Raw genomic sequence first — 22,392 nt, forward strand, 5'->3', positions numbered from 1 at the left:
ACAAGTAAAAAATGAGACCGTCTAATATATTTAATAGACGATCTCATTTTCTGTTATTTTTTATTTAATTTTCTAGCTTTTCTTCTTTTTTCTTCTTTTTTACGTTCAATTTTTCGTTTATATCCAGGTTTTACATTTTTCTTTGCCTTTTTGCGCATACCATGAATTTCAGAGTCAAAAGCTTCTTTACTATTCTGATCTTTGCGCTGTTCTCTTCGGTTACGATCATGAGTATCGATTACCTCGCCTTGTTTAACTTCTTTAGGCTGGAAACTGATACCCATACTTTCAAGGGTCTCGATTGCTTTTTCTTCACCAGGAGAATACAAAGTAACAGCAATACCATCCATTCCGTTACGACCTGTTCTGCCAACTCTGTGAATAAAGAAGTCTAATTCATGAGGAATCTCCGCATTGATAACATGAGAAACTCCTTTGATATCGATTCCTCTAGCTGCAAGATCAGATGCTACCACATATTGATAGTCTAAATTCTGAATTTGTCTCATGACTCGTCTGCGTTCTCGAGAAGAAATACCACCGTGTACGACCGCTACATCAAGCCCTCTATCTCCCAGACCTTTAGCAATTTCATCTACTTTATCTTTTGTATTAGCAAATACCAGTGCGAGATAAGGTTGTCCGAGTGTTAGTAGTTGATGGATAACATCAACACGTTTTTTTCCTTTAGTCGAAATCAGCCAATTTTCAACTCTATCAGAAATAACTTGCTGATTTTCAATTACAATATTGATTGGATTTTTCATATATTTCTTTAAGAAAGGCTGTAAACTCTGTGGAATCGTGGCAGAAAAAATAAGCATTTGTCCATTTTCTGGTAATCTGGCAGCAATCTGGTCTACTTCTTCTAAGAATCCCATTTCTAGCGTCATATCAGCTTCATCCACAACCATATAACTTGCTGTGTGAGTCAACAAAGCATTCTGTTTTACTAGATCATTCATCCGTCCAGGTGTTCCGATTGCAACGTGTGGTTGTTTTTGAGTTAATTTATCGATTTGCCTTTGTTTATCAGTACCACCAATAAATTGCTGAACAATAATCTCTTCTTCAGAATGAGCAGCTAATTGACTTGCTGCTTGAAATAACTGATCAGATAGTTCTCTACTTGGAGCAGTAATTACAATTTGAACCTGTTCTCTACTTGGATCAATTTGATTGAATAAAGGAAGTAAAAATGCATGGGTTTTACCTGATCCAGTTTGTGACTGGCCTATAATATCTCTTCCCTTTTTAATTTCAGGAATAACTTTTCTTTGAATTTCAGTTGGCTCTTGAAAGCCGATTTCTTTTATTGCTTCGATAAGGTATGGTTTCAAATTATATTGTTCAAATGGGTGTGTCATTATCTCGCCTCTTTCTTTAACTCATAGTATTGTACCAAAGCTAGCCTTGGCAATCCATATTTATTCTATCTTTCTCATTAATTATCCTTATTCTTGGCACATTTTTAAAGTAATTATCTTTAAAAGAGCAATAAATTTTATAAAAAATAATAATTTTTATATAATTTGATATTAACTAGACGGGTTAAATCAGTTTTCTGATAAGGAAATTTTGATATTTTATAATCAAAATTACAGAAGCGCAACAATTCAGTTGCTTGAATGGCTAACAAAAAGTAAAATAGTATATAGTAATCTTTATACATTCGTGTGTAGATAGAAAAGAGGGAAAGTATGAATCAAGCTAACAAAGCACTTTTTATAATATTTGGAGGTACTGGTGATCTCGCACAACGCAAATTGTATCCTTCATTGTATCGTTTATATACAAAAGGCTTCTTAAAAGAAAATTTTGCAGTGATTGGTACTGCAAGACGTGAGTGGTCAGATGCTCACTATCAGGAAGTTGTTCGTGACTCTATTCACTCTTTAAAAGTTTCTGATGAACATGCCTTAGAGTTTTCAAGTCACTTCTATTATCAAGCTCATAATGTCAAGGACACAGAACACTATAATACGCTTAAAAAGTTAGCTGATCAATTAGATGGTAAATATCAAATTGATGGTAATAGAATTTTTTATCTTTCTATGTCACCTACTTTTTTCGGAACGATAACAAAACATCTGAAAAGTCAGAATTTAGTAACAGAAAATGGATTTAATCGAGTTATCATTGAAAAACCATTTGGAACTGATTATGAAAGCTCTAAAGCTTTGAACGATGAAATTTTAGAAGCTTTTGAGTCTGATGAACTTTACCGTATCGATCATTATTTAGGCAAAGAAATGGTTCAAAATATTCTAACATTCAGATTTGCTAATCCAATGATTGAATCGGTGTGGAATAATCAGTTTATTTCTAATATGCAGATTACTTTGAGTGAAGAACTGGGTGTAGAAGAGCGTGCAGAATACTATGATAAAAGCGGAGCTTTAAGAGATATGATACAAAACCATATCATGCAGATTTTCAGTTTGCTGACAATGGATGCACCGAAATCGTTGAGTACTAATGAAGTGCGCAAACAAAAAATGCTCGTTTTATCAGCACTTAAAGAACTTACTACTGAGACAGTTCAAAGTGATTTTGTTCGTGGTCAGTATACTCGATCATTGGATAATAAATTATGTGGATACCGTGAAGAAGAAAAAGTTGCAGATGATTCTACAACCGAAACTTATGTAGCTGGTAAATTGGAACTTAACAATGAGCGTTGGAATGGTGTACCCGTTTATATACGTACAGGTAAAAAACTGGCGAAAAAAGAGGCACAGATTAACATCGTCTTCAAGCAAATAGAAAGTTCGCTTTTCAGTAAAGGGGATACTGCTCCAAATATTTTAACGATCTATTTAGGACCAAGCGAAGGCTTCTCGATCACATTAAATGAAAAGAAAATCGGGTTAGGAATGGATACAGATATCATGCAGTTCGATCATCTGAGAACAGAAAGTATGATACAGGAAAGTCCTGAAGCATATGAAAAGCTTCTTCTGGATTGTTTAAATGGTGATAGAACTCATTTTGCTCATTGGGAAGAAGTAGCTGCTTCATGGAAGTTTGTTGATAAAATCAGAACAACATGGGATGCTTCTACTAATAAGTTAGCTACCTACCCTGCAGGTACTGCAGGTCCTGAAGCAGCCAATAATTTACTGGAAAAAAATGGACATAAATGGATTTGGAATCCAGATCAACACTGATAAAAATTAAGTTACCACAAAAAACGTTACACAGAGCATCTAGAAAACTCTATTGTAATGAGATTTGTGGTAACAATTTTTTAGCTTTTTAATGTTGTATTCATACGTTCAGATAAGTAATTATACATTTTTGTTGCTTCTGTTTCGTTTTTTGAAATAATCATAATCGTGTCATTACCAGCAACCGTTCCAACTACTTCTGTAAATGGAATATCGTCCATCAAAGCTCCTATGACATGAGCGTTTCCTGGTATTGTCTTGACGACATTCATAAACTGGACTTGAGTAATATTATCGACTACTTCTCGTAATGTTGAAGACAATTTATCTTCAATCGTTAATTGGTTATTCTGATAAATCGTATATTTAGTCCCTCCATTAGCGCTAGGTGTTTTAACTAAATTCAATTCTTTGATATCCCTAGATATAGTAGCTTGAGTAGCGTCAATTCCTTTGTTTTTTAATTTGTTCAGTAATTCATCTTGTGTGCTGATTTCTTCATTCAACACCATTTGTTTGATCATTATTTGCCTTTCAGATTTTTTCATAAGGACACTCCTGTTTGTACTTTATTAAGATTCTATTGTTGTTAACTTAACTATAACTGATATCGTATAGAAATTCATTAAATATTTATTAAACCGCTTACTTCTTTTTGGTAAGCATTATACTATTGCTAGCTTTACCGACCTTTGCTATAATACAAATGCTTATGTATGAACGAAAAAATAGATTATCAGATGATTACACCAGATTTATAATTAATAATCATTCCATCATTTATACGTGTTTGCTATCAAATTTTACTATACTACTAGGAGGATTTTTTTGGAATATAAACAACTTGTAGCTAAAGCGCTGCACGAGGCCTTAAAAAATCAATTAGAATTAAATGAAATAAGCCATTTATTAGAAAAACCTAAAATGGCTGAACATGGAGATTTAGCATTCCCTGCTTTTCAGTTGGCAAAAATATTACGTAAGAGCCCTGCTCAGATTGCAGCAGATTTAGAAAATAAAGTATCTTCTCCAATTATAGAAAAAGCCGAATCTGTAGGACCCTACTTGAATTTCTTTTTAAAAAAAGATCAAGTAAGTCGCCAGATTCTTAACAAGATTTTAGAAAAAAAAGATGATTATGGTTCAAGTGATATGGGTAAAGGACAAAATGTTCCGATCGATATGTCTTCCCCTAACATCGCTAAACCAATGTCAATGGGTCACCTGCGTTCAACAGTTATCGGAAATGCTCTATCTAATATTTTGCGGAAAATGGGCTATAATCCAATACGTATCAATTACCTTGGTGACTGGGGAACTCAATTTGGCAAATTGATCTCTGCCTATAAAAAATGGGGAAATGAAGAGGAAGTTCGTGCAAATCCGATAAAAGAACTACTCCGTCTATATGTCACCTTCCATGAAGAAGCAGAAAAACATCCAGAACTTGAAGACGAAGGACGTGCCTGGTTCAAAAAACTTGAAGATGGCAACGAAGAAGCCCTTGCATTATGGAACTGGTTTAGAAAAGAATCTCTAGCCGAGTTCCAGAAAGTTTATGATCGTTTAAATATTAATTTTGATTCTTATAATGGTGAAGCATTTTATAATGATAAAATGGACTCAGTCGTATCACTATTAGATAATAAAAATTTATTAAAATTAAACCAAGGTGCTCATATCGTTGATTTAGAAAAATATGATCTTAACCCTGCTTTGATCAAAAAAACCGACGGAGCTACTCTTTACATTACTCGTGATTTAGCTGCTGCTCTTTATCGTAAAGACACCTATAACTTCTCTCAAGCTCTTTATGTTGTCGGCCAAGAACAAGCCAATCATTTTAAACAATTAAAAGCTGTTTTGTCTGAGATGGGTTACGATTGGGCAGAAAACATTCATCATATTCCTTTTGGTTTGATTACAAAAGACGGTAAAAAACTATCTACTAGAAAAGGAAAAGTTGTTTTATTAGAAGAGGTTTTAAATGAAGCTTCTAAATTAGCATTAAATCAAATTGAAGCTAAAAATCCTAATCTTGATGATAAAGAAGTTGTTGCCGAACAAGTAGGCGTCGGTGCTGTTATCTTCCATGATCTTAAAAATGATCGTTTAAATAACTTTGATTTTACTATCGAAGAAGTAGTACAATTCGAGGGCGAAACTGGACCATATGTGCAATATACACGTGCACGCGCTTTGAGTATTCTTAAAAAAGCTGAGAAGTCCACCTTCTCTTCTTCTGAAAACTATTCACTGACGGATGATTATAGCTGGGAAGTTTTAAAACTGATCCAAGAATTTCCAGATACACTTCATCGAGCATATAGACAATATGAACCATCCATTATAGCTAAGCATGCCATCCATTTAGCTCAAGCTTTTAATAAATTCTATGCTAATATACGTGTATTAGATGAACATGCTGAAAAAGAAGCAAGATTAGCGCTTGTTTTTGCTGTAACTGAACTTCTAAAACAAGATCTGATTATCCTTGGAGTAGAATCACCCGACCAGATGTGATTATAAAAAAGCAGGCTTCCTTTTTAAGGAAAGCCTGCTTTTTTTACTTCAATTTATCATTTTCATAAGCATGAGTTAATTCTAAACCTGGGAAACCTTGTTGTCTTAATGCTTCAAAAATTAGTATATTGGCAGTATTGGATAAGTTCAATGAACGAACATGTTCATCGTTCATCGGAATACGAAGACAACCTTCTTCATGCTCGCGCATAAAAGATTCTGGAAGCCCAGTTGTTTCTTTTCCAAAAATAAAATAGTGATCTATAGTTGTATCTGTAAAATGTTCATCAGAATATATTTTATTAGCAAACTTAGAAATTAAATATAATTTCCCAGACTTTGAATACTCAATAAAGGCGTCTAAGCTCTCATGATATGTGATTTCTACTTCATTCCAATAATCTAATCCCGCTCTTTTTAAATGTTTATCATCCGTCTCAAATCCAAGCGGTTTAATTAAATGTAAATGTGTATTCGTTCCTGCGCACGTTCTTGAAATATTTCCCGTGTTTGCAGGGATTTGTGGTTCAAATAAAACAATATGATTTGGCATAATTATACTCCTTGTTCAATACTCCTTAATTTATATAAGGTTCTTTATTTTTATATATTTAACACAATTAACCAAGTAAATGCAGTACTTTCCTATGTTAAATTTTCTTTCATTAAAGAAATTGCGATTTGAAATTCTTCGATAGTTTCTAAATCTGTTTCTTTAGATAATGCTTCTTCCAAAAAAGAAACAACGTCTTCATTTGCTTCTCTTTTTAAAATGACAGAAATAGCCCAGGCTGCAGTGCCTCTAATCATTGGTCTTGGGTCCTGATCAATAACCCTTAATAAATCAGGAATAGCAGTTCGGTCACGATAATTTGCTAAAGCGATAATGGCATTTCTTTGTAAAGGTTTTTTCCCTCTCCAAGACCCAGCCATTTCTCCATAAGTATCCTTAAATTCCCGATTAGAAATTGTAAGTATAGGTTTGAGTAAAGGCATAGTTTTCTCAGGATCAGGTTCCATATCCTCATGAAAGTGCGAGTCTACTCCCTTATTATAAGGGCAGACAATCTGGCAAATATCACATCCGTAAATCATATGTCCCATTTTTCGACGATATTCTTTAGGCATATATCCTTTTGTCTGAGTCTGATAAGATAAGCATTTCTGCGCATTCATTCTACCGTCTCCAAGCAGTGCACCAGTTGGACATGCTTTTATACACCTAGTACACTCTCCGCAACCGAAAGGAACTTCCTCGTCTGGTTCGAACTCTAGATTAGTTATAATTTCACCTAAATATACGTAAGAACCATATTCTTTAGTAATCAATAAGCCATTTCTACCAATAAATCCTAATCCGGCCCTTTGAGCGACAGCTACATCTACCAGTTCACCAGTATCAACCATTGGTTTGAATGAGGTCTCTTCACTAGTTTCTGTTCGTATGAACTCAATCAGTAGATCCATCCTCTTCCTCAAAACATCATGATAATCTGTTCCCCAGGAAGCACGAGCAAACTCTCCTCTTCTTTCTCCTTTGACTTTAGGTGGTTTTGATCGCATTTTTGATGGATAAGCTACAGCAATTGCAATAATTGAACGTGGCTTTGAAAAAATTTTTTCCGGATATATTCGTTCTTCAATAACATCGTGTTCAAACCCTGAAGTATACCCTTTTTCTTTTTGTTTGTGTAATTTATCTTCTAAGTCGTAAAAAGGTTCAGCATGAGTAAATCCAATCTTATCAATACCGATTTCATTGGCCTTTTGTTTTATTTTTTCTTTTAACTTGAGGTTAATTGAACTCTCCTCCAATCTAACCAATATTAGTTGGGTTACAGTAAATTTTACTAGAATTAAGTATAGTTAGCTATAATAAATTTTCACAAAAAAAAACGTATCGCCTCGGTGTCATGCACTGCGAAACGATACGTTAATTAAGCTGTTGTTTTTCACATTTTTTTATCAGCTTCTGATGGGGTGACTGATAAAAACCAATGAACCAAATCAGCTTATGTTCCATATGATAACATTGGACTATACGCATTGCAAGGCACTATACAAATAAAATCTCGAAAACAAAGGAAATATTAACAATATTGTGAACTTTTCGTAAATAGGTTTACATTTTAGAAAAAAGCTAAACTTAGAGATTATTTTTAATCTAAAAAACATTATTCTTTAGTTCCTATCAAAATTTCCATTTCTACCGTAATTTTTTTAAATGGTTCTAAAATTAATTTTTCTTTAATCGAATCATTAATATTCCAGCTTAAGGGAGTCATGTTAAGCAAATGTTTCCACATAGTGAAATTTAAATTATGCTCGTAACTAATACTTATTCTATCAGCCTGAGGATAATGCTGGTAAAATTTATCTAGTACTTCTTTATTAGAATAGGGTGTATTATTTTTACCAACAAAATTTCTAATTTCAATTAAATATTTTTCTGCTGGAACAACTTTAATTACTTGACCGCCTGATTTCAGAATTCGGTCAAATTCTCCATAGTTAGATGGAGAAAGAATATTGAATATTGTGTCATAAGCATTCGAAGCATACGGTGACTGTGCTAGGTCTGCTACACACCAGAAGGCATCTGTATATTCTGCAGCAGCTAATTGTATAGCATCTTTAGAAATATCAAACCCTATATTTGTACCACCTAGTCCCTTTTGAATTAAATGATGCAAATGAGATCCTTCTCCACACCCTACATCCAGATGGACACCGTTTTTATTGTTCACTACCGAAATTACTTTTTCAAGAACAGGATACCATAAACCCTCTTGCGCAATTAATCTTCTGGATTGTAGCATATCTTTATCATATTCATTTTGTGATTGTTTGAGCAGAAAGTGCAGTGTACCTTTTTTTGAAAAATCAAATGAATGTCGATTTGAACATGTGAGTTGATATCCTTTGATATCAATAAATTGATTTTTACAAACCGGGCATTGGAATAAGTGTAAATGATTATTTATAAACATTTTTGCTTTTTCTATTTTTTTCATTAGATCCTCTTTCATTCTATAATTTCTAATACTTTTTACTCATTACAAGTCTATATTCTAGTAGTGATGTCTAATTCATGATATAACGAAATTAGAAAATAAGAAAGGATGATTTACATGCCATGGAATACAAATGACTATCCAGCATCAATGAAGAATTTAGATGATGTTGTGCGTAAAAAAGCAATTGATATTGGAAATGCACTGTTGGATAGTAACTATCCTGAAGATCGTGCAATTCCTATTGCAATCAGCCAAGCTAAAGAATGGTATAATGATGCTTCAGAAAAGGAGATACGATCCTACAAACATCAAGAAAATCCCAAGAAAAGTGATAAACATGATGATGATAGCAATTCAGACTTGCTCGATAATGATGTTCAAGTCTACTTTGAAGATAATGAATGGAAAGTAAAGACAAAAGGCGCTAAAAGGCCTGATTCAACTTTTGAACATAAACAAGATGCCGTTGATAGAGCCAAAGAAATTGCTCAGAATAAAAATAGTAACGTAACTAGGTATACAAAAGATGGCAAGAAACAAGATTGATACTAAGATTAAAAGCAGGAAAACTCTTCAATTACTGAGTTTCCCTGCTTTTTATTAACTAATCTCTAGATAATGGCATACTCATACATCTTGGGCCACCACGACCTCTTGAAAGCTCACTTGATGGGATTTCCAGAACTTTTACTCCATGTTCTCTCATTAACTCATTTGAAACATAATTGCGATTATAGGTGACTACTACTCCAGGTTTAATTGCTAAAGTATTTGAGCCATCATTCCATTGTTCTCTAGGTGCAGCAATAGCATCTCCTCCACCACAAGGAATCAATGCAATCTCTGACAGATTCAATGCTGCTTTTAAAGCTGCTGAAAGATCAGTCTGGTGCGTAACATCAATTTCATCTTTAGCTTTTCCTGGTTGAAGAATATATACTGACATTTTTCCATCTAGACTCTGTATACCCGGATGAATCGTAAATTTATCGGTGTCGATCATTGTAAATACTGTATCCAGGTGCATCATAGCTCGAACATGTGGAATCTCGATAGCTAATATTTTTTTGAAAGTGCTATTACTGGAGAAAAGCGTTTTAGCCAATTCTTCTATGGCACGTCCGCTTGTTCTTTGAGAAATACCAATAGCCAATACTTCATCACTCAGTACTAATACGTCTCCTCCTTCAATAGAAGTGGAAACCATACGATCTCTCCAGATATTCAGCCCGGAATCTTTAAAATCAGGATGATATTTAACAATTACTTCCATGAATAAAGATTCACGTTTACGAGCCGTGTAAGTCATATTGTTGATAGAAATTCCACTACCCAGAATATTTGCAGGATCGCGTGTATAATATAAATTAGGCATTGGCTGCATTAGGAATAATGATTTTTTTTGATGATCTGCGCTCCATGCTAAAGAAGTTGAATGAATGTCTACTTCATCATTACGCACTCCTGCCATGATTTTATCTACCATAGACTGGGTATCCATAGAAAATAAATAGCCAGTTAATTCATCAGCAATAGTTTTTTCATGGATATTGGACTCATTTATAAATTGCTGAACAATTTTTTCTTTATTTTTAGAGTGCTCTATTGCTTCTGCAGCAAGCTTTTCAAGGTAGTATACTTGTGCACCGTTATTTTTAAGCACGTCTGCAAAAGCATCATGTTCTTGCTGAATTATGGGTAAATAAGGGATATCATCAAATAATAAACCATGCATTGTATCAGGAGTAAGGTTTTCAACTTCACGCCCCGGTCTTTTCAACAATACAGAATTCAATTTTGATATTTCAGATGTTACATTAATGTTCAAGCTCATGTTTGTCCTCCTAGGGTATACACTCATAGATATAATAATAAAGACTTTTTAAATGAAAAACAAACATATTAACTAATTGGTAAAAAATTCAATTTATATTAGAAATATGGATTTTTATACTGCAATATGATAATTTAAACAATAAAAAATAGAGAAATCAGGAATAATCAAAAGGAATTATTTTATATTATCCTGACGTTTCTCTATTTTCATAAGCTAATTAATAAAAATACCGGTTTTAAAGTTGAGTATCTAAACTAGTTACCGGATCATCTTCCAGAGCATTATGTTCTGGAGGAGCAGCGACGGTTTCAGGAACTGCCTCATACTCTACAGGGGGATTATAAAATTCATTATCTGTCATTTTTTCAGAAAACTTGATCTCAGCATTTTCTACCATATTATCAAGTTTAATCACCAGTTTATTTTTTGAGTCATCTGCTTTCTCTTTAAACTTCTGCTGCAGTTCTTCTCCTGATTGCTTAGCGAGCAGGTAAGCTGCTGCTACTCCCAATGCACTTCCAAGTGCGATTCCGAAGCCAAAACTTCCTTTTGACATTTTCTATTCGCCTCCTATAAAATTTTCTCCATATTTTTCTAGTGTAACTAATTCAATACAGGTACATAATGCTTCTAGCGCGACTTCCAATTTATCAAGTTCTATAAAACTCGGAGCCAGCCGAATACTATTATCTAAAGGATTGATTCCATATGGATATGTTGCGTTCGCTGGTGTTAATTGTATTCCAATTTCACCCATTCTGTCTACTATTTCGGCTGCACAGCCATCCATCGTTGTTAAATGAACAAAATAACCACCATTAGGATTAGTCCAACTAATAAATTTTTCCCTGTCTTCAGTAAAATAAGCCTTAAAAATAGACTGAATCCAATCAAATTTCGGTTTTAAAATTTTTGCATGCTGCTCCATCAAGGCTTGAATCGTGTTAGAATCTTTTAAAAAAAGAACATGTCTTTTCTGATTTAATTTATCAAAACTTATGATTTGTGTGCTGAGTTCTTCTGCTAATCTAAGTATATTTTTCTCTGATGCTCCCACAGCAGCAACACCAGCTCCTGGAAAAGTTATCTTTGAAGTAGAAACGAACATATAAGGACGATTCGGAACTCCAGCTTTTTTACAAGCCTCCAGTATACTTTGTGCTTCCTCGTGCTCGTTGTTTAAATGATGAACAGCATAGGCATTATCCCACATAATCAAAAAATCTTCAGCTGCAGTATGCATTTGTGCTAATCTTTCTACCACTTCATCAGAATAAGTCTCTCCTGTTGGATTACTATAAGTTGGGATACAAAATATTCCTTTGATTGATGAATCTTGAGAAACAATCTTTTCAACAAGTTCCATATCAGGTCCTTCTCCAGTTAATTCTACTGGAATCATTTCAATTCCAAGCCTTTCGAGCATTGCCCAATGACGATCATAACCAGGACTTGGGCATAGGAACTTTACTACTGTTTCTTTATTCCATTTATTATCCCCTGTGAACATATGCATCACAAGTACTGTATACATCAGCTGTAAGCTGGAATTTCCTCCTACTAGGGTTTCATCTATAGAAGTTTTTAAAATGTCGCCGAAGAGCTTTCTCGCTTCTCTAATGCCTAGCAGACCTCCGTAATTACGAATATCTTGTTCATCTTCACTCATCCAGTCGGGCAATTCCAATTTATTTAATAAAGCACTAGATAATTCTAGTTGTTTTCTGGAAGGTATTCCTCTTGACATATTTATATCAAATGGACGCTTTTTATAAAGATTATATTGCATACGAACTTGTTCTAATCTTGAATCCAACTGTTTGTTATTCATATATTAAGTCCCTCATTTATCGCTAAGTTATGTTGAGCACTCTTATTCTTGCATATTAATAGGTTACTTCAAAGTATAGCTTACTTTATTGAGAAATGTAAACCATTAATCCGAATTGATACTATAATTATCTCATTTCTAAACTATTTAAATATTAAAAAAAGACAGAGCAAACAAACTGCTCTATCTTTAAATCAAGATTTAATTTGCTGCTTTATCTTCTCTATACATACATTATGATCATGTGCTCTGGCAGGACATTGATAGCGACCAAAAAATATCATACGATGATGTGCTATACTCCAAAGATCTTCAGGGAGTTTTTCCATTAAAGTATTTTCGACTTGTCTGACAGTAGCTTTTTGAGAACAAATATTAAATTTCTTGCTGATTCTTTCTACATGTGTATCTACAGCTATAGCTGGTTTATCAAAAGCAACGCTCATAACTACATTCGCAGTTTTTCGTCCTACTCCAGAGAGACTTTCTAATTCTTTATGCGTAGAAGGGACTACTCCTCCAAAATTTTCAACTAATTCTCTAGAACATTTTTTTATGAATTTTGATTTGTTTCGATATAAACCAATTGTTTTAATTTTATTCATAATGTCATCAAGTGGGGCCTCCATCAAAAGTTCGGGAGTCGGATATTCCCGAAATAATGCAGGAGTGACTTTATTGACAGAGATATCTGTTGTTTGAGCACTTAATATAACAGATATCAATAATTCAAAGGAATTTTTGTGAACTAATTCGGCTTTTGCATCTGGGAATATTTTTCCCATAGCTTCTATTAATTCAACAGTCTCTTTGCTCGTTAATAATTTTTCTTTGTCTGACATCTAATCCCCCTTGCTGGATAATCAGTAAATCAGTCTTTAAATTCTTTTAACCAGTCATACATCGGAACAGGCTTAGAAGGCTGATTAGTCGGGATGGTATCTTGAACTTTCTTATTACGATACTGTTTTGATTCTTTTTCAACTTGTTCTTTGCTTTTGATATTTTTCTTTTCCCAGCTCAATAAAATGCGATCAATATATTTCAAACTATAAACTTGGCTTAACACCGCTTCTCTTAGAGCCATTTGGATAAGCTCTGGTTTATAATGATCTTCATCAATCCACATATTAAGCGTTTGGATTTCAATAGGTGAAAGAGGCCTGCCGAATTCCTTTTCAAATAGTTGATATAATTCTTTAGAATCAATCTCTGTCTGCATTCGTGCTTTGTCATTATCATTTTGTTTTAAGCAAAGCAGTACTTTTTCCCACAGAAGATCAAAGGAAAATTCATCTTTACTTTTACCATCTTCATCTACTTTTGTGTCAATCGTTAAAACATCTTTATTAATAAGTGCATGGACTTCTTTAAATGCATCATCTCGTGAAATCTTCATTCTATCAGCGATCACATTAATATTCGGGAACCCTTCACCTTGATCAACAAATGATTTTAACTGGATCAGAAATACCAGATTATCATTTGTAAGACCAAGCTGTTTGTAAGTCTGTAATAAAAGGGTAGAAATCGTTACGTGTCCAGATTTTAACCACTCTTTAAACAACTCTTCGTTCAACGGTCTCACCCTTTCATATTATTTTATAACCTTACGGATAGATTCTGTTCAATAAGCGTGGAAACGGAATGGCTTCGCGAATATGTTCAGTTCCAGATAACCAAGTAATTGTTCTTTCTAAACCTAAACCAAATCCAGAATGCGGAACACTACCATATCTTCTCAAATCTAGATACCAGTCATAGTCTTTGATATCTAAACCATGTTTTTCTAATTGAGTCTGCAAAGCTTCATAATCATCTTCACGCTGGCTTCCTCCAATGATTTCTCCATAACCTTCAGGAGCAATCATATCTGCACATAATACTACATCATCTCTATCTGGATGAGGCTTCATGTAAAACGGTTTAATTGCTTTTGGATAGTTCAAGATAAACACTGGCTGATCGTATTGATTTGCAATAAATGTTTCTTGTGGAGATCCGAAATCCTCTCCCCATTCGATATCAAAGTCGTTATTCTGAAGTAAATCTACTGCTTCATCATAAGAAATCCGTGGGTAAGGTAATGTTGTATATTTTTTTAATAGTTCTTTGTCTCGCTCTAAAATATCTAATGCCATATCACAATTATCCAAAACATTTTGGACAAGATAAGCAACATATTTTTCTTGAATTTCTAAAGATTCATTTTGATCCATGAAGGCCATCTCTGGTTCAATCATCCAGAACTCGATCAAATGACGACGAGTTTTAGATTTTTCTGCTCTAAATGTAGGACCGAAAGAAAATACTTTTCCTAAAGCCATTGCAGCAGCTTCCATATATAACTGTCCACTTTGTGATAAGAAAGCATCATATTCAAAATATTGTGTATGGAAAAGCTCTGTAGTATCTTCTGCAGCATTCCCTGTTAAAATTGGTGGATCGACTTTCAAAAAACCTTCATTATTAAAGAATTCATAAGTTGCACGAATCACTTCATTACGAATCTGCATAATAGCGTGCTGTTTAGATGAACGTAACCACAAATGGCGATGGTCCATCAAGAACTCAGTGCCGTGCTCTTTAGGCGTAATAGGATAATCTTTAGATTCACCGATTACTTCAATTTCTTTTACATGGATCTCATAGCCGAATTTTGAACGGGTATCTTCTTGTATAATTCCAGTTACCCAGACAGAAGATTCTTGAGTAAGGCTTTTGGCCAAATCAAATATAGATTCTTCAACTTCACTTTTGACCACTACGCCTTGAAAGTATGCTGATCCATCACGCAACTGAAGAAATGCGATTTTACCACTTGAACGTTTATTTGAAATCCATCCTCCTATTCTTACCATTTCGCCTATATGTTTAGAAGCTTCAATAATTCTAATTTTTTCCACTGTTTAATCTCCTTATCCAAAATGCTATTTAATAGTTTATTTATATATTATCTATAGTTCGTAACCATTCGCCATCTTCTAAAGATAGAATGTAGTAACCCAAACGACCATTTTCATTCCGGTAACTAACTTCCCATATAGGTATGTTATTATCCATCCCAATACGAGCCTCCAAAATTTTATCAGGTTGACGAGCTTCGCGTGTTTTTTGAATGGCTGATTGTTTAGATATTGTTTCTTCTATTGGAATAGAAGTCACATCACCGTTATCTTGATTAATCAATACAACAAGTTCAGTATCCTCCTCAGTCTTTCCAACAACCGTAAAAAACGTTTCGGTATCGTTATACCAATAAAATTCTTCAGGTGTAATGATGTCAGAATGAGCAATTGCGTATTCAAAAGCTTCTTCTTTAGAGTTATTGTATGGCGCAACTGATCTCCTGTATAATACAATTGATCCGATTATCAGCATAATCAAGAATACGGTAAGGCCAATAAAAAATTTTTTCAATTTATTTCCCTCACAGTCTTAAAGTTCAACTATCTAAGTATATCAAATTAAGGTTTAGAAATAAATATTATTAGAAACTTTCGCTTATTTATAAAAGTTAATCTTTCAGGAACTCATTGATTGATTCTGAGATAACCTCTAAAGGTAATTGTTCGATTTTTACTCCAGATGGCAGAGATTGCTGAAATACAGAAGCATAACTTGAATCAACGTATCTGCTATCTAATATAATTAAGATCCCTTTATCTTTTTCAGAACGAATCAAACGTCCAAAGCCTTGTTTCATTCTGAGAACAGCTCGAGGTAAGGTATCTTGTATAAAAGGATTTTGATTATGCGTCAGCAATTCTTTATGACGCATTTTAACTGTTGGCAGCTCTGGAGAATCGAAAGGCAGCCTTGTAACAATAACAATTTTTAAGGATTCTCCTGGTAGATCAATCCCTTCCCAGAATGTATCAGCTCCCAGAAGTAAAGCATTACTGTTCTTTTTGAATTGCTTTATCAGTTTAGACTTAGTTCCAGATATATTTTGAGCAAGTATTAATTTATCAGCAAGTGATTTTCTGTTTTGTAAGTTATGGTAAACCTTTTGCAATGATTCAATAGATCTAAACAAAATCAGTACATTATCATCTACTTCTTTTGCTAAAAGTTCTATTGAATCAGTTAGATACACTAGGTAATCGTCATTAGTTGATTCTTTTACGGCTAACTGCTTATCAGGTACATATACTTTAGTCTGCTTCTCATACTGATAAGATGATATGAGTTCTACAAAATCAAGTTTATCTAGTTCTAATTGTCTTTTGAAAAAGTCGATTGACTGATTATAAGACAGCGTACTGCTAGTATACAGAACATGACTATATCGCTCTAGTGAATGCAATAGTTTATCTTTCATAAAAAGACTAGTTCTATTAAATCTGAAAGTAACGCTTGAATTTTTTGAATAGTAAGAAACCCAAGAATGATCCCCGTGACAGCTCTGGTCAAATACAGTTTTAAATGCTCGTGCATTATCGGTAATTTCTTCTAGAAAATCATTAAACATAAGTATATTAAACAATTCAGAAGAAGACAACTGTTCCGTGGCTTCTAAGCATTTTTGTACGATATGATTTCCTACATAGGCTATCTCATATACTAGTCTAGTTAATTCTTTCACTGTCTTCTTAAGAGGTAGACTTAATTGAGAAAACTCAACAGAATTTTCCTGCCACTTAATAACACGAGAATTTTTTTCTATGGGTATGTTTAACTGATCAAGCCAATAATCTATAAATGCTTCCCATTCTGATTCAAAAAGCACTTTATTCGTTTCGATAGACTGTACTTGATATTCTTTGATTGCCTTTCTTTTAGATAATGCATACAAAGTTGCTATAATAGAATTTTCTTTTTCAATTGTACCAAATCTTTTAAAAATTGATATAAATGAATTGTAGGAAATCGTCTCTGTAGCAGCAGCTTGAACAACATCAGGGAAAAAGTGAGCTTCGTCAATCAGAATTTTTTTGACATTAGTAAATAAGCTGTTTTCTTTTTTCTTCCAGTCTTGTACCAAAAAAGCATGATTTGTAACAATAATAGCAGCATGCTTAAGAGCTTCTTGAGCACGATGATAAAAATCGAGATCGGTCCACTTTTCAATTGATTGAATTGGAATATCAGTTTGTCCTATTCTGATATCTGTCCAGAAATCGTGGCTGTTATTTCCTCCAGCACCTAATTCATCCAAATCTCCAGTAACAGTTTCAGTTAACCAAACTAAAATTCGCATACAAAATAACGATTCAATGTCCTCAAGATCAACATGCTTCATTTTATATTCAAAATTCGCCAAAGAAAGATAGTGATATTTCCCTTTTACTGAAGCAACTTTCAAAGGTAATGGTAGAAATCGATCTAAATAGGCAAGTGTTTCTTCTACCATTTGTCTTTGTAAAATCGTTGTTTTAGTACTAATCAAAATAGGGCTCTTTGAAGAAGCAATAAAACTGACAGGAAACAAATATCCTAATGATTTACCTAAACCAGAGGATGCCTCAATAGCTAAGCCATCCATCTTTTCAGGTTTGCTAAAGTATTGATAAACTATATCCATCATCTCTTCTTGCGTTGTTCTTTTTAAGTAAGAATCATCAAAAAAATCAGTTTTGCCACTAGAAGTTTCAGGATAAAATGTATTTCTACTCTCATTTAAATAATTGGAATTTTTAGAAGGATCTTTTAAAGCAATTCCTTCGGCGATCACAAGATCTTCACTTAAATCCTTCGGTGCATTTTTCATAATCTCTAATGCATGCTCAAAAAAAAGATGTGTTTCTGCAATACAATAAGATGATAACTCAGCTAATTTTTCTACAGTTGTTAATGGAAGTGTTTGTAGTTTTTCATCCATCCTATTAAGTAAAAATGCTGTCGCTTCAGCATCAAATAAAGCATTATGAGGGCGATCCAAGTCATAATTCAGCCATTCTACGATTTCCTGTAAAGCATAACTATTTGATGTCGGAAAAATAACTTGTGCAAGCTCAACTGTATCGATTGCTGGAATAGTTAATTTGGGAAAGCCGACTCTTTTAAATTCCTCATTTAAAAATTGGAAATCAAAGCCTACATTATGGGCAACAAAAATCGTTTCTTCAAGCATCGAGTAAAGAACAGGAGCAATATCTTCAAAATAAGGTGCTTCCTTAACATCTTTGGGACTTATTCCTGTAAGTTCCTGAATTCTTTTTGGAACACTTTTTAAAGGGTTAACATAGGTATCGAAGGATTCCAAAATTTCTCCATTTTCTAAAAGTACACAAGCAAATTGAATCATTCTGTCATTTTCTATATTTCCACCCGTTGACTCTATATCTACAATAGCATAAACCTGATTTTCCCTCATAACAGCCTCCTTTCTAACACCAAAAACATTAAATTTAAATTTCTTTCTGTTCAGGTATTAATTGTTTATCAGTTATCCATTCTAAAATTTGAGAATAGTCATTTTCTATTTCTTTGTCCAGCACAGCCTGTTCTATTTGTTCTAACAAATCTCCAAGCCATTTCCCTGCATTATGATCAGTTAATTTTAAGAGATCACTTCCTGAAACAGCTAATTCTTTTTTTGAATAGATGGGAAGACTGTTATATGTGCTTTCGACTAAACCTAGATTAGAAGGATATCCCAATAAATCTAAAACTTTTTCTGTTTCAAGTGATAAATTTATTCCGACTTTGTAAACTGTCTTTACATTGATTTGCTTATGCAGTCTCTCTTGAATTGTGTTATATACTATTTCAATGTCTTGAATCATTTTATTTGAAAGTTTCCATGAACGAAGAAAACCTCTATGCTGATTAAACTTTAGAGATGAAAGCAATAAATATGATACCCAAATTTGTAATTCATTCTCAAAATCTTCTTCTATATTAATAAGACCTTCAAGTCCTTGTCTATCAAGTCCCGGACAATATACATATAAGTCAGTTTCTATAAAATAAATAAGACCTTTATTTTTTGACCTTCCTAAAAGCATCTTGACAAATTCAATTTGAATCCTTTCCATTGCAATATGTTCAAGCAGACGAGCATGTTTTTTTATTGCATTAACAGTATTGTCTTCTATTTCAAAATCTAACTGTGATGCAAAACGAGTCGCTCTCAGCATACGAAGAGCATCTTCATTGAAACGTTCATCTGGTATACCTACTGCTTTGATAAGCCGGGATTTCAAATCTTCTTTACCATTGAAATAATCATGAATTATTCCTTCACGATCCATCGCCAGAGCATTGATCGTGAAGTCTCTTCTTTTCAAATCTTCTTTTAATGAACGCACAAAAGTAACCGAATCCGGACGTCTGAAGTCCTGATAAGTTGATTCGGTTCGAAAAGTCGTTATTTCATAAGAATTATTTCCAGATAGAATCATTACTGTTCCGTGTTCTATTCCTACATCAATTGTCTTCTTAAAGAGATGTTTTACTTCAAGGGGAAAAGCACTAGTTGCTATGTCTACATCATTTACTTCTTTCCCTAATAAAGCATCTCTGACACTACCGCCTACAAAGTAAGCTTCGAAACCAGCATTATTAAGTTTATCTAAAACAGGTAGAGCATCAATAAATACTTTATTTAATTCGATTCTATTGTTTACCATATTAAACGTGCGACAACGATCTTCAATCTTATTACTTGAAGTGTCTCGCCAGCTCGCTCCTTTACTAATTCAAAGATATATTCTAATCTTCAACTCTTTCAAATCGATCATAATCTCTTGTATTAAACTTATTCATTACGATTTTAAATGCTTCAGACAAGTCTATGTTTAAGGAGTTCGCTAGACTAATAATTACGAATAACACATCTCCTAATTCTTCTTCAATAGATTTTTCACTTTCTTCAGTCTTCTTCTGTTTATCACCATGTATATGGTTAATTTCTCTGGCAAGTTCTCCAACTTCTTCTGTTAACCTTGCAAGCTGACCTAAAGGTGAAAAATAACCTGCTTTAAACTGTTTTATGTACGCATCAACTTCATTTTGCATCTTATTAATATCTGTCATTACAAAACACCTCAATTCATTTAAATATCAGAATTATAAGAATCAATAGAGTACAATCAATCTATCTTAACCAATTGCACTCCATTATTCTCTAATTATTCAGTTATTCATAAATCAGGAGTGAGGTAAACCGTTATTTATTTTATCCTCAACTACCTTTAATTCATTTGTCAGTTCGTAAAATGTATTTTTTTCGTCTTGTTCCAAAGCACGATCAATTTCTTGTATCAATTTATTTCTCATTTCTTCTAACTGGAATTGATCAAGGGCCTCATTGACTTCTTGACTGAGTTCTTCTGAAATAGAATCATTCCAACTTGAGAATGGATTATCTTCTAACACAGTAAGATACTCTGGAGACATCCAGGAATCTGAGAAAAATAGTTCTATATATAAATCTGTGTGCCAATTTAATCTTACTTCATGAAAAGCCTGTTCTGGATTATCAAACGCATGACCATCTTTATAAAATTTAAAAGCTTCCTCATCAGTACCTACAGCTGCCATTCGAATTCCTCTAGGTGTTCTTTGAGCATTTTCAACAAACTTTGCTTTATTTAAAACAATATCATGATTGAGTAAATAATTTAAAATCCACATTGATTCTCGTCGTTTCATCTGGTATCTTTGCAAAAACCACTTCAAAAAATGCTTCTTGTCTTTTAATTGCACTCGATTATTCAATCTGACTCTCCTCCTTATAGATAAGATGCATTAAATATTCAAGTACCCCTTAACCTATTATAACAAAAATCATTCAGAATCTAAGTGTTCATTGTTTAAAATTTCTTGAATTTCTAAGTCATCACTACTAAATTCAAGGTATCTAAATCCGACTTCTCTTGATCTGTCCAACTGTCCTTCTTCTCTTAAAAAGAAGAAATACTGTTTTAGAAACTCTATATTTGTATCAAAAAATGGATATGCTTTGTCATATGCTCTTCTAGCAGCAGCGTATTCTTCTAATTCATTTTGAGCGACAGCTAGATTCCAGTATAATTGAGGATCAGCATCCAATTCTGTCAGAGCTTTTTGGACAAAATCAACGGTTTCTTCATATCTTTCCTGGTGCAACAAAAAATTTGTATACTGCAATGAAATCGTTTCATTTTCCGGATCTAGGTCAAAAGCTGATTTATAATACTCTTCTGCTTTTTCTTCGTTACTCCTTTTGAGTTCTACATCTGCTCCAATCAGATAAAGCTGGTAGTTGGTTTTATCCTGAAACAATCCCTCTTCAATGATTTCAGCTGCTTTCTCTAACTGATTCTCTTCATCTAATCCTTTAGCAAGATATGGATATATAGAAGTATAAGAATGGTCCATTTCTTTCACTTTAAAGAAACATTCATTGGCACGCTGGTACTCTTTGATTTGAAAATAGGTAAATCCCAACTGAAATAAAGTATCAACAGTATCGTCTACTTCTACTGCTTCCTCTAAATAACCAATTGCGTTTTCCCAATCTCCCAGGGCACTATAAGCACTACCTAATCTAGAGACTAAGTGGATACCAGCTAAATTCTCTTCACCCGTTGTCAAGAGCTGTTCGTATTCACGAATTGCTTGAGCATACTTACCCATTGTAAAGTGCAATTCAGCTAATGCAAATATAATGACTGGTTCATTCGCTAGAATGCTTTGAGCTTCCAAAAGCTTTTGTTCAGAAACCTCAGGAAGATCTAAAACTTGATAATAATCAGCAGATACAAGTAAAGCCTGAGGATAAACTTCACTATCTTTATCAATAGCTTGCAGCCATTCGATAGCTTCCAGTTCATTTCCTTCTTCAATTGCAATCTCTGCCAAATTAACCCTAATTTCATCATCTTGGGGCTTATGGTCAAGTAAATGATGTAATACACGTTTAGTTTGTTCAAGAAATCCTAATTGATATAGAGAATCACTTAACTGATATAACTCATCAATAGAATCTTGTTCTAGTGCAAGAATAAAAAGCTCTTCTGCTTCAGATAGTTGATCATTCTGTAAAGAATCAATCATTTTTTGAGAATAGGACATATTGTCTCC

General features: G+C 33.6%; 20 protein-coding genes. 3 read left to right on the forward strand and 17 right to left on the reverse strand.

What is annotated here, in order from left to right:
• Positions 1-53 precede the first annotated feature (53 nt).
• Positions 54-1,367 carry a DEAD/DEAH box helicase gene (locus BKP56_RS10145; RefSeq protein ID WP_072694969.1) on the reverse strand — a complete coding sequence of 438 codons (1,314 nt, stop codon included), beginning with the start codon at positions 1,365-1,367 and terminating at the stop codon, positions 54-56.
• Positions 1,368-1,700: 333 nt separating this feature from the next.
• Here BKP56_RS10145 and zwf point away from each other — a divergent pair, with 333 nt between their 5' ends.
• Entirely contained in the window at positions 1,701-3,170 is a 1,470-nt protein-coding gene (gene zwf / locus BKP56_RS10150) for a glucose-6-phosphate dehydrogenase (protein WP_072694970.1), read from the forward strand.
• 80 nt (positions 3,171-3,250) lie between these two features.
• On the opposite strand, the gene argR is transcribed toward zwf, so the two are convergent.
• On the reverse strand, positions 3,251-3,718 hold the full coding sequence (argR, locus tag BKP56_RS10155) for an arginine repressor (protein WP_072694971.1): 468 nt from the start codon (positions 3,716-3,718) through the stop codon (positions 3,251-3,253).
• A 280-nt stretch (positions 3,719-3,998) separates the two neighbouring features.
• Here argR and argS point away from each other — a divergent pair, with 280 nt between their 5' ends.
• Complete coding sequence (argS, locus tag BKP56_RS10160; protein WP_072694972.1) at positions 3,999-5,693, forward strand: arginine--tRNA ligase; 1,695 nt, start codon at positions 3,999-4,001, stop codon at positions 5,691-5,693.
• A gap of 43 nt (positions 5,694-5,736) precedes the next feature.
• Here argS and trmL read toward each other — a convergent pair whose 3' ends face one another.
• The 3 genes from trmL to BKP56_RS10175 form a co-directional block, all read right to left on the reverse strand.
• On the reverse strand, positions 5,737-6,246 hold the full coding sequence (gene trmL, locus BKP56_RS10165) for a tRNA (uridine(34)/cytosine(34)/5-carboxymethylaminomethyluridine(34)-2'-O)-methyltransferase TrmL (protein WP_072694973.1): 510 nt from the start codon (positions 6,244-6,246) through the stop codon (positions 5,737-5,739).
• 92 nt (positions 6,247-6,338) lie between these two features.
• On the reverse strand, positions 6,339-7,517 hold the full coding sequence (gene queG, locus BKP56_RS10170) for a tRNA epoxyqueuosine(34) reductase QueG (protein ID WP_232226878.1): 1,179 nt from the start codon (positions 7,515-7,517) through the stop codon (positions 6,339-6,341).
• Positions 7,518-7,867: 350 nt separating this feature from the next.
• Positions 7,868-8,707, reverse strand: a complete 840-nt coding sequence (locus tag BKP56_RS10175) for a methyltransferase domain-containing protein (RefSeq protein ID WP_072694974.1) — start codon at positions 8,705-8,707, stop codon at positions 7,868-7,870.
• 117 nt (positions 8,708-8,824) lie between these two features.
• Here BKP56_RS10175 and BKP56_RS10180 point away from each other — a divergent pair, with 117 nt between their 5' ends.
• Positions 8,825-9,256, forward strand: a complete 432-nt coding sequence (locus BKP56_RS10180) for a DUF2188 domain-containing protein (protein WP_072694975.1) — start codon at positions 8,825-8,827, stop codon at positions 9,254-9,256.
• 58 nt (positions 9,257-9,314) lie between these two features.
• On the opposite strand, the gene arcA is transcribed toward BKP56_RS10180, so the two are convergent.
• From arcA to BKP56_RS10240, 12 genes are all read right to left on the reverse strand, one after another.
• Complete coding sequence (gene arcA, locus BKP56_RS10185) at positions 9,315-10,544, reverse strand: arginine deiminase (protein WP_072694976.1); 1,230 nt, start codon at positions 10,542-10,544, stop codon at positions 9,315-9,317.
• A 238-nt stretch (positions 10,545-10,782) separates the two neighbouring features.
• Complete coding sequence (locus tag BKP56_RS10190; protein WP_072694977.1) at positions 10,783-11,103, reverse strand: YtxH domain-containing protein; 321 nt, start codon at positions 11,101-11,103, stop codon at positions 10,783-10,785.
• Between the two features lie 3 nt (positions 11,104-11,106).
• On the reverse strand, positions 11,107-12,378 hold the full coding sequence (locus BKP56_RS10195; RefSeq protein WP_072694978.1) for an aminotransferase class I/II-fold pyridoxal phosphate-dependent enzyme: 1,272 nt from the start codon (positions 12,376-12,378) through the stop codon (positions 11,107-11,109).
• Positions 12,379-12,572: 194 nt separating this feature from the next.
• Complete coding sequence (nth, locus tag BKP56_RS10200; protein ID WP_072694979.1) at positions 12,573-13,220, reverse strand: endonuclease III; 648 nt, start codon at positions 13,218-13,220, stop codon at positions 12,573-12,575.
• Between the two features lie 29 nt (positions 13,221-13,249).
• The gene (locus tag BKP56_RS10205) at positions 13,250-13,966 is read right to left on the reverse strand and encodes a DnaD domain-containing protein (protein ID WP_232226879.1); all 717 of its coding nucleotides are present in this window, start codon (positions 13,964-13,966) and stop codon (positions 13,250-13,252) included.
• A 22-nt stretch (positions 13,967-13,988) separates the two neighbouring features.
• A complete protein-coding gene (gene asnS, locus BKP56_RS10210) occupies positions 13,989-15,284 on the reverse strand; it encodes an asparagine--tRNA ligase (protein WP_072694981.1) in 1,296 nt (431 codons plus the stop codon).
• A gap of 40 nt (positions 15,285-15,324) precedes the next feature.
• Positions 15,325-15,798 (reverse strand): cell wall elongation regulator TseB-like domain-containing protein, encoded by a 474-nt coding sequence (locus BKP56_RS10215; RefSeq protein WP_072694982.1) that lies wholly within the window; start codon positions 15,796-15,798, stop codon positions 15,325-15,327.
• A 97-nt stretch (positions 15,799-15,895) separates the two neighbouring features.
• Positions 15,896-18,697, reverse strand: a complete 2,802-nt coding sequence (locus tag BKP56_RS10220) for a helicase C-terminal domain-containing protein (RefSeq protein ID WP_072694983.1) — start codon at positions 18,695-18,697, stop codon at positions 15,896-15,898.
• Positions 18,698-18,731: 34 nt separating this feature from the next.
• A complete protein-coding gene (locus BKP56_RS10225; protein ID WP_198033941.1) occupies positions 18,732-19,955 on the reverse strand; it encodes a CCA tRNA nucleotidyltransferase in 1,224 nt (407 codons plus the stop codon).
• Between the two features lie 82 nt (positions 19,956-20,037).
• A complete protein-coding gene (locus tag BKP56_RS10230) occupies positions 20,038-20,361 on the reverse strand; it encodes a nucleotide pyrophosphohydrolase (protein WP_072694984.1) in 324 nt (107 codons plus the stop codon).
• A 114-nt stretch (positions 20,362-20,475) separates the two neighbouring features.
• Positions 20,476-21,045 (reverse strand): ReoY family proteolytic degradation factor, encoded by a 570-nt coding sequence (locus BKP56_RS10235; protein ID WP_072694985.1) that lies wholly within the window; start codon positions 21,043-21,045, stop codon positions 20,476-20,478.
• 69 nt (positions 21,046-21,114) lie between these two features.
• Complete coding sequence (locus BKP56_RS10240) at positions 21,115-22,383, reverse strand: tetratricopeptide repeat protein (RefSeq protein ID WP_072694986.1); 1,269 nt, start codon at positions 22,381-22,383, stop codon at positions 21,115-21,117.
• Positions 22,384-22,392 lie beyond the last annotated feature (9 nt).

The sequence above is a fragment of the Marinilactibacillus sp. 15R genome (assembly GCF_001895285.1).
Taxonomy (GTDB): Bacteria; Bacillota; Bacilli; order Lactobacillales; family Carnobacteriaceae_A; genus Marinilactibacillus; species Marinilactibacillus piezotolerans.

What these genes read in the sequence shown, in the direction of transcription:
- BKP56_RS10145 (WP_072694969.1), bottom strand. Translation starts at nt 1,367, where the DNA reads ATGACACACCCATTTGAACAATATAATTTGAAACCATACCTTATCGAA.
- zwf (WP_072694970.1), top strand. Translation starts at nt 1,701, where the DNA reads ATGAATCAAGCTAACAAAGCACTTTTTATAATATTTGGAGGTACTGGT.
- argR (WP_072694971.1), bottom strand. Translation starts at nt 3,718, where the DNA reads ATGAAAAAATCTGAAAGGCAAATAATGATCAAACAAATGGTGTTGAAT.
- trmL (WP_072694973.1), bottom strand. Translation starts at nt 6,246, where the DNA reads ATGCCAAATCATATTGTTTTATTTGAACCACAAATCCCTGCAAACACG.
- BKP56_RS10175 (WP_072694974.1), bottom strand. Translation starts at nt 8,707, where the DNA reads ATGAAAAAAATAGAAAAAGCAAAAATGTTTATAAATAATCATTTACAC.
- BKP56_RS10180 (WP_072694975.1), top strand. Translation starts at nt 8,825, where the DNA reads ATGCCATGGAATACAAATGACTATCCAGCATCAATGAAGAATTTAGAT.
- arcA (WP_072694976.1), bottom strand. Translation starts at nt 10,544, where the DNA reads ATGAGCTTGAACATTAATGTAACATCTGAAATATCAAAATTGAATTCT.
- BKP56_RS10190 (WP_072694977.1), bottom strand. Translation starts at nt 11,103, where the DNA reads ATGTCAAAAGGAAGTTTTGGCTTCGGAATCGCACTTGGAAGTGCATTG.
- BKP56_RS10195 (WP_072694978.1), bottom strand. Translation starts at nt 12,378, where the DNA reads ATGAATAACAAACAGTTGGATTCAAGATTAGAACAAGTTCGTATGCAA.
- nth (WP_072694979.1), bottom strand. Translation starts at nt 13,220, where the DNA reads ATGTCAGACAAAGAAAAATTATTAACGAGCAAAGAGACTGTTGAATTA.
- BKP56_RS10220 (WP_072694983.1), bottom strand. Translation starts at nt 18,697, where the DNA reads ATGAGGGAAAATCAGGTTTATGCTATTGTAGATATAGAGTCAACGGGT.
- BKP56_RS10225 (WP_198033941.1), bottom strand. Translation starts at nt 19,955, where the DNA reads ATGGTAAACAATAGAATCGAATTAAATAAAGTATTTATTGATGCTCTA.
- BKP56_RS10230 (WP_072694984.1), bottom strand. Translation starts at nt 20,361, where the DNA reads ATGACAGATATTAATAAGATGCAAAATGAAGTTGATGCGTACATAAAA.
- BKP56_RS10240 (WP_072694986.1), bottom strand. Translation starts at nt 22,383, where the DNA reads ATGTCCTATTCTCAAAAAATGATTGATTCTTTACAGAATGATCAACTA.